This window comes from Staphylococcus sp. HMSC061G12 (assembly GCF_001838465.1).
In the GTDB taxonomy this organism is placed as follows: domain Bacteria; phylum Bacillota; class Bacilli; order Staphylococcales; family Staphylococcaceae; genus Staphylococcus; species Staphylococcus simulans.
Genome location: NZ_KV837062.1, coordinates 22,161 through 34,230, shown reverse-complemented (window position 1 = coordinate 34,230; position 12,070 = coordinate 22,161). Strand labels below are relative to the sequence as shown.

Below are 12,070 nucleotides of genomic sequence, written 5' to 3'. Positions count from 1 at the left end.
AAAATTAGATTAAAATTACAGTGTAAAGACGATACTCGTTTGTGAGAACATAATTTGTTAAAATAGATGAGTTAAGACAAGTGAAAAGAATATGAATTTCCTATACAATCACTTATAATGATTAAACCTAAAATTAGAAGGAATGATTGAAAATCATGACAAATGTAACGCCGATGATGCAGCAATATTTAAAAATTAAATCACAATATCAAGACTGCTTACTGTTTTTCAGACTAGGCGATTTTTATGAAATGTTTTATGAAGATGCTAAAGTCGCATCGAAAGTGTTAGAAATCACGTTGACGAAGCGTGATGCGAAAAAAGAAAATCCGATACCCATGTGCGGGGTGCCGTATCATTCAGCAGAAAGCTATATCGAAACTTTAATTGATAACGGCTATAAAGTGGCTATTTGTGAACAAATGGAAGATCCGAAGGTTACAAAAGGCATGGTACGCCGTGAAGTCATCCGCGTCGTTACACCTGGTACGATTATGAACCAGGGCGGTGTTGATGAGAAACAAAACAACTATATTTTAAGCTTCGTCAGAGAAAATGGTGACATTGCGTTAAGTTATTGCGATGTTTCTACTGGTGAATTAAAAGTGACACACTTCAAAGATGAAAGTATGTTGCTGAATGAAATCACAACGATTAATCCAAATGAAATTGTGACAGCAGAAACAGTAGAAGAAAACTTAAAACAACAAATGTCGCTTGCGACTGAAACGTTGACTGTTGTAGATGATATCACGAATCAAGACTATCCAGTGAATCAAGTAGAAGATGACTTGATGCATCGTGCTGTACAAGTCTTATTAGATTACATTCATCACACACAAAAACGAAACTTAGATCATATTGAAGATGTCAAAGTGTACGAAGCAGTAGACTTTATGAAAATGGATTATTATGCGAAACGTAATTTAGAGTTAACAGAAAGTATCCGTTTGAAGTCTAAAAAAGGTACTTTATTATGGTTGATGGATGAAACGAAAACACCGATGGGTGCACGTCGTTTAAAACAATGGATAGATCGTCCATTAATTTATAAACAAGCTATTAATGAACGTTTAGATGCAGTGTCTCAATTGATAGACCGCTTCATCGAACGTGATACACTCCGTAATTACTTAAACCAAGTCTATGATATTGAACGCCTTGTAGGACGTGTCAGTTATGGTAACGTCAATGCACGTGATTTAATCCAATTGAAGCACTCAATATCTGAAATTCCGAATATCAAAGCTTTACTAGATGAATTTGACCAACAGCTGCCAGAACAATTCAGACAGCTAGAACCTTTAGATGATTTACTCGATTTATTAGAACAAAGTATCGTGGAAGAACCTCCGATTTCTGTAAAAGATGGTGGTTTATTTAAACAAGGCTTCAATGAACAGCTTGATGAATATTTAGAAGCGTCAATTAATGGGAAACAATGGCTTGCGCAACTTCAAGCAAAAGAACGAGAACGTACTGGCATCCGCTCATTAAAAATCAGCTTCAACAAAGTATTCGGTTACTTTATCGAAATTACGCGTGCGAATCTAAAAGACTTTGAACCTGCTGATTATGGCTATACACGTAAACAAACTTTATCGAATGCGGAACGTTTTATTACTGACGAATTAAAAGAAAAAGAAGATTTGATTTTAGGTGCAGAAGATAAAGCGGTTGAATTAGAGTATCAATTATTTGTGAAATTGAGAGAAGCAGTTAAAACTTATACTGAACGTCTTCAAAAACAAGCAAAATTAATTTCAGAAATTGACTGTCTTCAAAGTTTTGCGGAAATCGCGCAAAAATATAACTACGTCAGACCTGAGTTCAGTGAAGATAAAACATTGAACTTAGTCGATTCACGCCATCCAGTGGTAGAACGTGTGATGGATTATAATGATTATGTACCTAATGATTGTTACTTAGATGACGAACAATTTATTTACTTAATTACTGGACCGAATATGTCAGGTAAATCAACATATATGCGTCAAATTGCGATTATCAGTATTATGGCGCAAATGGGGGCATATGTTCCATGTGGTGAAGCGGTCTTACCGATTTTTGACCAAATCTTTACGCGTATCGGTGCAGCGGATGATTTAGTTTCAGGTAAAAGTACGTTCATGGTAGAAATGTTAGAAGCACAAAAAGCTTTAACTTATGCGACTGAAGACAGCTTGATTATCTTCGATGAAATCGGTCGTGGTACTTCTACATTTGATGGTTTAGCACTCGCTCAAGCCATGATTGAATATGTAGCACAAACGTCTCATGCGAAGACTTTATTCTCTACTCACTACCATGAGCTGACAACATTAGATCAATCGTTAGCATGTCTTAAAAATGTACATGTCGCAGCAAATGAATATCAAGGCGAATTAATCTTCCTGCATAAAGTTAAAGAGGGTGCAGTAGATGACAGTTATGGTATTCAAGTTGCGAAATTAGCAGACTTACCTGATGAAGTGATTGACCGTGCACAAGTGATTTTAGATGCCTTTGAAGCAAAAGATAAACCACAGCCGCATATTCCGACGAATGAAATATCAGAAATGCAGGTGGCTGAAAGCACAGAAGAAACAAAACAGTCTAAAGGAAATGAAGCAGAGTTCTTCCAAGGTACCTTTGACTTATTTGATAGTGCACCGAAAGAAAGTGCGATAGAAGCGGAATTGAAACAACTTAATATTTCTAATATGACACCGCTTGAAGCATTGATTAAATTAAATGAATTACAAAATCAATTAAAATAGAGGTGACGAATCATGGGCAAAATTAAAGAATTACAAACTTCACTCGCTAATAAAATTGCGGCGGGTGAGGTCGTAGAACGTCCTGGATCAGTCGTCAAAGAATTACTCGAAAATGCCCTTGATGCACAAGCAAGTGAAATTAATATAGAAGTTAAACAGTCTGGCATTGAATCTATTCGTGTTGTAGATAATGGAACAGGTATAGAGGAAGATGACTTGAAGTTAGTCTTTCATCGTCATGCGACGAGTAAGTTAAGTGAAGATAACGACTTATTCCATATAAGAACATTAGGCTTTCGTGGTGAAGCCTTGGCCAGTATTTCTTCTGTAGCAAAAGTGACATTAAAAACATGTACAGACGGACAAAACGGTCATGAAATTTATGCAGAAGATGGCGCAATTTTAAACCAAAAGCCGGCGAAAGCGAAACAAGGGACAGATATTTTAGTAGAATCCTTGTTTTATAATACGCCAGCACGTTTGAAATATGTGAAGAGCTTGTATACAGAATTAGGCAAGATTACAGATATCGTCAACCGTATGGCCATGAGTCATCCAGATGTGCGTTTCACTTTAGTTTCAGATGGTAAAGTGCTGATTAAAACAAATGGTTCTGGACGTACGAATGAAGTGATGGCAGAAATATACGGTATGAAAGTGGCTAAAGATTTAGTACATATTACAGGTGATACGAGTGATTACCACCTAGAAGGTTATGTCGCTAAACCAGAACATTCACGTAGTAACCGTCACTATATTTCTATTTTTATCAATGGACGTTATATTAAGAATTTCATTTTAAATAAAGCCATTTTAGAAGGATATCATACGTTGCTGACAATCGGCCGTTATCCTATTTGTTATATCAATATTGAAATGGATCCAATTTTAGTAGACGTCAATGTGCATCCTACAAAATTAGAAGTCAGACTTTCTAAAGAAGAACAATTATATGATTTAATTGTGGAAAAAATTAGAGATGCTTTTAAAGATAAAATCTTAATCCCGCACAATGATGAAAATAAATTGTATAAAAAGAACAAAGTGTTGGAATCATTTGAACAACAGAAATTAGATTTTGAAAAAAGAAACCAGCAACAATCTACTCAAACTTCGAATGATTTGCCTACTACTGAATCAGAGCCAGAAGTTTCCAATGAACAGGTCTCTGAAAAGAATACATCAACTTCAGATTATCAAGCGTATCAAGAGATGCAAAAAGCAATGTTGTCTGATTTAGAAGAAAAAGATAATCAATCTGATAATGACGATGCATTATTAAATGAAAATGAAGCTACAACACATACACCAGAAGAAGCAGCGTATGACGCACAACCAACACCAGATGTTCGTGAAACACAAAACGCGCAACCTAAACACCGTGTGCCATATATGGAAGTAGTTGGCCAAGTTCATGGGACATATATTATTGCGCAAAATGAGACTGGCATGTTTATGATTGACCAGCATGCAGCACAAGAACGCATTAAATATGAGTATTTCCGTGAGAAAATTGGAGAAGTAACGAATGAAGTTCAGAATTTATTAATACCGTTAACGTTCCATTTCTCAAAAGATGAACAAATGATTATTGATGAGTTCAAGGATGAATTAGATAAAGTAGGGGTACATTTAGAACCGTTCGGTGCGCATGACTATATCGTGAATAGTTATCCTGTCTGGTTCCCTAAAGCAGAGGCAGAAGAGATTATTCAAGATATGGTAGAGTATGTGTTAGAACATAAAAAAGTAGAGATTAAGAAGATTAGAGAAGAAGCGGCCATCATGATGAGCTGTAAAAAATCTATTAAAGCCAATCATTATTTACGAAATCATGAAATGGCGGACTTAATTGATCAGTTGAGAGAAATGGAAGATCCATTTACTTGTCCGCATGGTCGTCCGATTATCATCAGTTTTTCAAATTATGAAATGGAGCGTTTATTCAAACGTATCCAGTAAAGGAGATATGAGCTTGAAACCACACATTTTACCTGCAATCCGTGAAATGCGCGATTTAGAAAAATTGGTGAAAACGGATTATCCCACTTGCGTGTTATTGGATGCGCATATCGGTCATTTACAAAGTATTACCGATTTATTGAAACAACATCGCATGGAAATGTATATTCATGTGGATTTAACAAGAGGTATTGCGCACGATGAGTTCGGTTGTGAGTATTTAATTCAAAAATTCAAGCCGAAAGGCATTGTGTCGACGAAACCTAAAGTGATTAAAAAAGCAAAGACATTAAAAGTAACGACAATTTTACGTGTCTTTATTATCGATAGTCATGCGCTTAAACGTAGTATTGCTTTAATCCAACAAGTAAAGCCGGATTTTGTGGAAGTATTACCTGGAGTTGCAAGCAAGGTAATACAGAAAATCTATGATGAAACAAAGACACCTGTAATTGCTGGCGGACTGATTGATTTAGAGGAAGAAGTACAAGAAGCCGTAACAAGTGGTGCGGAATATGTTACAACGAGCAATAAAACATTATGGTAAATTTTTAGAACGTAATTTTGTGAAATTGTGAATAATTATTGACAACGCTTTCATAAAAAGATATTCTGTTAATAAGTTAATATAAATATTGATAGAGATAGGAGACTTCTACATTGTATTCAATTATGTAGGAGTCTTTTTGTCTTTTTTTAAGGAGTGAATTAAGATGAGTCCATATTTTGCGGAATTTCTAGGGACAGCCATTCTGATTTTATTTGGGGGCGGCGTGGTTGCCAATTTGAACTTAGCAAAATCAAAAGGTTTAGGCAGTGATTGGATTAATATTTCGCTTGGTTGGGGGCTTGCGGTAACACTAGGTGTTTATGCAGTCGGAACTTTTTCAGGTGCACATTTAAATCCAGCTGTGACAGTTGCTTTTGCGATGGATGGCGGTATTGAATGGTACAAAGTGCCAGGTTATATCATCTGTCAAATGCTCGGCGGTATTGTCGGAGGCTTTTTAGTTTGGTTAATGTATTTACCGCACTGGAAAGTGACTGAAGATCAAGGGGCAAAATTAGCAGTGTTTTGTACAGCACCAGGTGTCAAAAACTACTACGCTAACTTTTTCAGTGAAATTATCGGTACAGCAGCACTAACATTAGGCTTATTATTTATTGGTATTAATAAGTTCACTGAAGGCTTAAATCCGATTATTGTCGGTGGTTTGATTGTGGCAATTGGTTTAAGTTTAGGTGGCCCGACAGGTTATGCGATTAATCCAGCGCGTGATTTAGGTCCGCGTATTGCGCACGCATTATTACCGATTGCAGGTAAAGGTAATTCAAATTGGTCTTATGCGATTGTGCCTGTGCTAGGTCCAATTGCAGGCGGTATGTTAGGTGCTTGTATTTACCGCGCAGCTTATAAAGAAACATTTGATGCATTATCTGTTGTGGCGATTTTATTAACTGCAGCAACTTTAATTTTAGGTGTTGTCTTAAATAAAATCGATAAGAAAGACATTGGTACGATTTACTAATCAAAGTGTTTGCAGGCTTAGATAATTCGGGGGAACAGTTAAAACATTAATAACATGTTAAAATCAGGGTTAAGGAGTGGCTTACTATGGAAAGATATATTATGTCAATAGACCAAGGTACTACAAGTACACGTGCAATATTATTCAATAAAGAAGGAGAAATTGTCTCAACAGCACAACGTGAATTCACACAACACTTCCCACATTTAGGTTGGGTTGAACATGATGCGAATGAAATTTGGACATCTGTGTTGTCTGTCATTGCGACAGTGTTGAATGACGATAATATTTATCCGCATCAAATCAGCGGTATCGGTATTACAAACCAAAGGGAAACAACTATTATTTGGGATAAACATACTGGTCGTCCGATTTATAATGCGATTGTATGGCAATCTCGTCAAACACAAGATATTGTACAATCATTACGTGATCAAGGTTATGAAGATACCTTCCGTGAGAAAACAGGTTTAGTTCTTGATCCATATTTCTCTGGTACTAAAATCAAATGGATTTTAGACAATGTGGAAGGCGCAAGAGAAAAAGCTGAAAACGGGGATTTATTATTCGGTACAGTAGATTCATGGATTGTCTGGAAATTATCAGGGGGCGCTGCGCATGTGACGGATTATACTAATGCCAGCCGTACATTAATTTACAATATTCATGACTTAAAATGGGATGATGAATTATTAGAAATTCTAGATATTCCAAAACAAATGTTGCCGGAAGTTCATGAATCAAGTGAGATTTATGCGAAAACAAAAGATTATCATTTCTTTGGACAAGAAGTACCGATTGCGGGAATCGCAGGGGATCAGCAAGCAGCCTTATTCGGACAAGCATGCTTCGAACGTGGTGAAGTGAAAAACACGTACGGTACAGGTGGATTCATGTTAATGAACACTGGTAAAGAAGCGATTCAATCTGATAACGGTTTATTAACAACAATCGCATTCGGCTTAGATGGCGAAGTGAATTATGCATTAGAAGGTTCTATTTTCGTCTCTGGTTCAGCTATTCAATGGTTGCGAGATGGTTTACGTATGATTAACTCAGCACCTGAATCTGAAAACTATGCGAACCGTATTGAATCAAGTGATGGCGTTTATGTGGTGCCTGCATTTGTTGGACTCGGTACACCTTATTGGGATGCGAATGCGCGTGGGGCAGTATTCGGTATTACGCGTGCGACTGAGAAAGAACACTTTATCAGAGCAACGTTAGAATCTATTTGTTACCAAACACGTGATGTGGTTGAAGCGATGATTCAAGACTCAGGTATTGAAGTGAAGAATATCCGTGTAGATGGTGGTGCTGTTAAGAACAACTTCTTAATGCAATTCCAAGCAGATATTCAAAATATTACAGTAGAACGTCCTGAAATCAATGAAACGACTGCGTTAGGTGCTGCTTATCTTGCAGGACTTGCGGTAGGTTTCTGGGATAGTAAAGCAGAAATTGCGAACCGTTGGAAATTAGATCAAGCTTTCGAACCTGAAATGGATGAAAAAGAAAGAGAAAAATTATATAAAGGTTGGAAAAAAGCTGTAGAAGCAACACAAGTCTTCAAGCTAGACGACTAATTAGACGACTGATTTCTAACTATGTTATACTAAAGACAAGTTAATATCTATGACTCGAGAATGAGAGAACTGTTCACACCATTTTTAATGTATGGGATAGGTCTCTCATTTTTTAATTTATTTTGCGTTAAATTCGCATCTCGACTTGTCTCATGCATTCATAACAGAATATTTTAGGAGGCGTTGTTCAATGAGTTTATCAACATTAAACAGAGATGTAATTAAAGGAAGATTGAAAGAGGAAGAATATGATGTCGTTATCATCGGCGGTGGTATTACAGGTGCCGGCATTGCGTTAGATGCGGCAGACCGCGGTATGAAAGTGGCATTAGTAGAAATGCAAGACTTTGCGCAAGGAACAAGTTCTCGTTCTACTAAATTAGTTCATGGCGGTTTACGCTACTTAAAACAATTTCAAGTCGGGGTTGTAGCAGAAACTGGACGTGAACGTGCGATTGTTTATGAAAATGGTCCACATGTAACAACACCGGAATGGATGTTGTTACCGATGCATAAAGGCGGTACATTCGGTAAATTTACAACTTCTATCGGTTTAGCAATGTATGACCGTTTAGCAGGGGTTAAAAAATCAGAACGCAAGAAAATGTTGAACAAAAAAGAAACATTAGAAAAAGAACCATTAGTTAAAAAGAAAGGCCTAAAAGGCGGCGGTTACTATGTAGAATATCGTACAGATGATGCGCGTTTAACAATTGAAGTCATGAAACGTGCAGCGGAAAAAGGTGCAGATATTCTTAACTATACGAAATCAATGAATTTCACATACAATGACAACGAAAAAGTGAATGGCATTCAAGTGACTGACATGTTGACGGATGAAGCTTATACCATTCACGCTAAAAAAGTTATTAATGCCAGTGGCCCATGGGTAGATGAAGTCAGAGGTGCTGATTATTCTAGAAACAATAAACAATTACGCTTAACTAAAGGTGTGCATATTGTTATCGATCAATCTAAATTCCCATTACAACAAGCGGTTTATTTCGATACAAAATCAGATGGCAGAATGATCTTTGCGATTCCTCGTGAAGGTAAAGCGTATATCGGCACAACTGACACATTCTATAACAATGACAAAGCGTCACCACTACCAACACAAGAAGACCGTGATTACCTAGTCGATGCAGTGAACTATATGTTCCCAGGATTAGATATAACAGATAAAGATATCGAATCATCTTGGGCAGGTATCAGACCATTGATTTTAGAAGAAGGTAAAGACCCATCTGAAATTTCACGTAAAGATGAAATCTGGGAAGGTAAATCTGGTCTATTAACAATTGCGGGCGGTAAATTAACAGGTTATCGTCATATGGCAAAAGGCATTGTGGACTTATTAGCAAAACGTTTACAACAAGACTTCGGTAAGAAATTCGGTCCATGCGAAACAAAACATCTGACAATTTCAGGCGGAGATGTCGGCGGCAGTGCGAATTTCGATCACTTTGTAGAAGAAAAAGTAGCTGAAGCTAAGAAATATCAAATTGACGCAAAAACTGCTGAAGATATTGCACAACGTTATGGTTCAAACGCAGATGAAATCTATAAAATTGCGCATACGGCACAATATCAAAACTCAGGATTGCCATTAGAAATCTATGCTGAATTGGTATATGGTATTCAAAATGAAATGGTTTATAAACCAACAGATTTCTTAATCCGCAGAACAGGTATGTTGTACTTCGATATTGAAGATGTCTTGAAATATAAAGAAGCGGTTGTAGATGTATTAGCACAACTATTAAACTATGACGAAATTCAACGTTCATTGTATACAGAAGAATTGGAAGAAGCGATTAATGAAGCAAGAACTGCGAATAATCAACCTGCTGAATAAAGCAAAATAGAGTATCAAAATGAGTTGGGACGAAGTTCCAGCTCATTTTTGTTATCCTATTATTAAAGAGTGCAGTTTTTTTACTATTTAGGTAAATGAAAGCCTATTTCAAGAATTTGGGGTCTGTTTTATAATAGAAGGGTAAGACATCTAGTGAAGGCATCTTAGAATAATAAAAAGTTAGACGGGAGTGTAGTCAATGTGTCCTAACACATTTAAGGTAACAGTTGAAGATGGTACAAATATTGAAGTTAAATTAGATAAAGCGAATAAAACACGAATTGGTATTGTACATATTTTTCATGGTATGGCTGAACATATGGGACGTTATGATACATTTGTCGAATCGCTCAACCAACAAGGCTATGATGTGATTCGTCACAATCATCGAGGTCATGGTAAGGATATAGAAGAAAGCACAAGAGGGCATTATGACAGTATTGAAAATGTTGCGGCGGATGCTTATGAAATTGCGCAAACGTTATATCCAGAAAGAGATGAACTGCCTTATATTGTGCTCGGCCATTCAATGGGATCGATTATTGCACGTAAATATGTTGAAATGTATCCTGATATGTCGCAAGGTTTGATTTTGACAGGTACAGGATTGTTTCCGAAATTAAAAGGGAAGATTTTAGCATTATTAATGAAAATAATCACGATTGTATTTGGCAAACGCAGAAGACTCAGATGGGTCAACCGTCTAGCTTTCAGACCATTCAATCGAGGAATTCAGAACGTGCAAACTGAGAATGATTGGTTATCAACACAAAGAGAGGAAGTTGATAGATATTGTTCTGATCAGTATTGCGGATTCTTAGTCTCAAATCAGATTATTTATGAAACGCTGAATGAAATGATGAAAACCAGCACACCAAAAGAAATCAAAAAGATGAATGCAGATTTACCAGTCTTATTAATTTCTGGTAAAGATGATGCATTTGGAGACTATGGCAAAGGTATTCGTAGACTGGGTGTGGCAATGAAGAAAAATGGTGTAAAACACATTACGGTACAACTTTATCGTAATAAGCGACATGAAATTTTGTTTGAAGAAGACTATCATCAAACATGGAATAACATGTATGACTGGATTAAGAAAAATATCCTTAACAAATATAAGCAGGGGGATTAATATGAGCAACAATATAAAGCCCTTACTCGTTGTCATTGTAGGACCAACAGCGGTAGGGAAAACTGAATTAAGCATTGAACTTGCGAAAAAAGTTGATGGTGAAATTATCAGCGGTGATTCAATGCAGATTTATAAAGGCATGGACATTGGGACAGCTAAAGCTACGCCTGAAGAGATGCAAAATATCCCTCATTATCTTATTGATATTTTAAATCCAGATGAATCATTTTCAGCATATGACTTCAAAGTTCGTGCTGAAGCATTAATTAAAGACATCACAGCGCGCGGTAAAGTTCCAATTATCGCTGGAGGTACGGGTCTTTATATTCAATCACTAATTTATAACTATCCATTTGATAAAGAAGAAGTTTCTGAAGAAACAGCACGTGCTGTACGTGAAAAGCTGGAGGAATTAGAAAGCGTGTCTAATGAAGCGTTACATCAATATCTCGCAAGCTTTGATGCGGAGTCTGCAGCGGATATTCACCCGAATAACCGTAAAAGAGTGTTGAGAGCGGTTGAATATTACTTAAAAACGAAAAAAAAATTAAGTAATCGCAAAAAAGTTCAACAATATACAGAAAATTATGATACATTATTAATAGGGGTAGAAACGTCGCGTGAAACTATGTATCAACGAATAAACAATCGTGTTGATCATATGATGAAAGCGGGTTTAATTAATGAAGTAGAGCAACTGCTGAGACAGGGTTTTACAAATTGTCAGAGCATGCAAGCAATAGGATATAAAGAGTTGATTCCTGCTATTGATCAAGACATTTCGATTGAACAAGCAGTTGACAAGTTAAAACAACACTCAAGAAATTACGCAAAACGTCAAATGACTTGGTTCAAAAATAAAATGAATGTGCAATGGTTTGATAGAGAGCAACAGCCACTTCCATTGATTCTAGATGACATTACTGCCCACATAAATAAAAAAAAGGAGAGAATGCAATCATGAATGATAAAAGCATCCAAGAGAATTTTCTACAAGGTTTTAAAGACAGCAAAGAGGAGTTAACTGTTTTCTTATTAAACGGTTTCCAAATGAAAGGAACAATTGTAGAATTCGATGACACCGTTGTGAACTTATTCTCACAAGGCAAAAATCATTTAATTTACAAACATGCGATCAGCACATTCACACAAGAACCATCAGTGGTTGAGTAATTTGTTCGTTTGTTTAATTCTAAAACCCAATCATCAGGAAAAAACATCATGTAACGGTTAGATTGCAT

General features: G+C 36.5%; 9 protein-coding genes. All 9 read left to right on the top strand.

Annotated elements, in window-relative coordinates; genetic code table 11:
• Window positions 1-155 precede the first annotated feature (155 nt).
• The 9 genes from mutS to hfq all read left to right on the top strand — a co-directional run bounded on the left by mutS (window position 156) and on the right by hfq (window position 12,002).
• Window positions 156-2,759 carry a DNA mismatch repair protein MutS gene (mutS, locus tag HMPREF2937_RS05530; RefSeq protein WP_070864203.1) on the top strand — a complete coding sequence of 868 codons (2,604 nt, stop codon included), beginning with the start codon at window positions 156-158 and terminating at the stop codon, window positions 2,757-2,759.
• Between the two features lie 12 nt (window positions 2,760-2,771).
• The gene (mutL, locus tag HMPREF2937_RS05525) at window positions 2,772-4,721 is read left to right on the top strand and encodes a DNA mismatch repair endonuclease MutL (protein WP_070848265.1); all 1,950 of its coding nucleotides are present in this window, start codon (window positions 2,772-2,774) and stop codon (window positions 4,719-4,721) included.
• A gap of 13 nt (window positions 4,722-4,734) precedes the next feature.
• Entirely contained in the window at window positions 4,735-5,268 is a 534-nt protein-coding gene (locus HMPREF2937_RS05520; RefSeq protein ID WP_023015659.1) for a glycerol-3-phosphate responsive antiterminator, read from the top strand.
• A 166-nt stretch (window positions 5,269-5,434) separates the two neighbouring features.
• The gene (locus tag HMPREF2937_RS05515; RefSeq protein WP_070864180.1) at window positions 5,435-6,250 is read left to right on the top strand and encodes an MIP/aquaporin family protein; all 816 of its coding nucleotides are present in this window, start codon (window positions 5,435-5,437) and stop codon (window positions 6,248-6,250) included.
• 86 nt (window positions 6,251-6,336) lie between these two features.
• Window positions 6,337-7,836: a glycerol kinase GlpK gene (gene glpK / locus HMPREF2937_RS05510; protein WP_002480754.1), complete on the top strand. Its 1,500-nt coding sequence runs from the start codon at window positions 6,337-6,339 to the stop codon at window positions 7,834-7,836.
• Window positions 7,837-8,026: 190 nt separating this feature from the next.
• The gene (locus HMPREF2937_RS05505) at window positions 8,027-9,694 is read left to right on the top strand and encodes a glycerol-3-phosphate dehydrogenase/oxidase (protein WP_057509844.1); all 1,668 of its coding nucleotides are present in this window, start codon (window positions 8,027-8,029) and stop codon (window positions 9,692-9,694) included.
• Window positions 9,695-9,893: 199 nt separating this feature from the next.
• Window positions 9,894-10,829, top strand: coding sequence for an alpha/beta hydrolase (locus HMPREF2937_RS05500; RefSeq protein ID WP_070864179.1), 936 nt, complete (start codon window positions 9,894-9,896; stop codon window positions 10,827-10,829).
• A gap of 1 nt (window position 10,830) precedes the next feature.
• Window positions 10,831-11,793: a tRNA (adenosine(37)-N6)-dimethylallyltransferase MiaA gene (miaA, locus tag HMPREF2937_RS05495; protein ID WP_070864178.1), complete on the top strand. Its 963-nt coding sequence runs from the start codon at window positions 10,831-10,833 to the stop codon at window positions 11,791-11,793.
• Entirely contained in the window at window positions 11,790-12,002 is a 213-nt protein-coding gene (gene hfq / locus HMPREF2937_RS05490; RefSeq protein ID WP_244968292.1) for an RNA chaperone Hfq, read from the top strand. The genes miaA and hfq overlap by 4 nt, the downstream gene beginning before the upstream one ends.
• Window positions 12,003-12,070 lie beyond the last annotated feature (68 nt).

What these genes read in the sequence shown, in the direction of transcription:
- mutS (WP_070864203.1), top strand. Translation starts at nt 156, where the DNA reads ATGACAAATGTAACGCCGATGATGCAGCAATATTTAAAAATTAAATCA.
- mutL (WP_070848265.1), top strand. Translation starts at nt 2,772, where the DNA reads ATGGGCAAAATTAAAGAATTACAAACTTCACTCGCTAATAAAATTGCG.
- HMPREF2937_RS05515 (WP_070864180.1), top strand. Translation starts at nt 5,435, where the DNA reads ATGAGTCCATATTTTGCGGAATTTCTAGGGACAGCCATTCTGATTTTA.
- glpK (WP_002480754.1), top strand. Translation starts at nt 6,337, where the DNA reads ATGGAAAGATATATTATGTCAATAGACCAAGGTACTACAAGTACACGT.
- HMPREF2937_RS05505 (WP_057509844.1), top strand. Translation starts at nt 8,027, where the DNA reads ATGAGTTTATCAACATTAAACAGAGATGTAATTAAAGGAAGATTGAAA.
- HMPREF2937_RS05500 (WP_070864179.1), top strand. Translation starts at nt 9,894, where the DNA reads ATGTGTCCTAACACATTTAAGGTAACAGTTGAAGATGGTACAAATATT.
- miaA (WP_070864178.1), top strand. Translation starts at nt 10,831, where the DNA reads ATGAGCAACAATATAAAGCCCTTACTCGTTGTCATTGTAGGACCAACA.
- hfq (WP_244968292.1), top strand. Translation starts at nt 11,790, where the DNA reads ATGAATGATAAAAGCATCCAAGAGAATTTTCTACAAGGTTTTAAAGAC.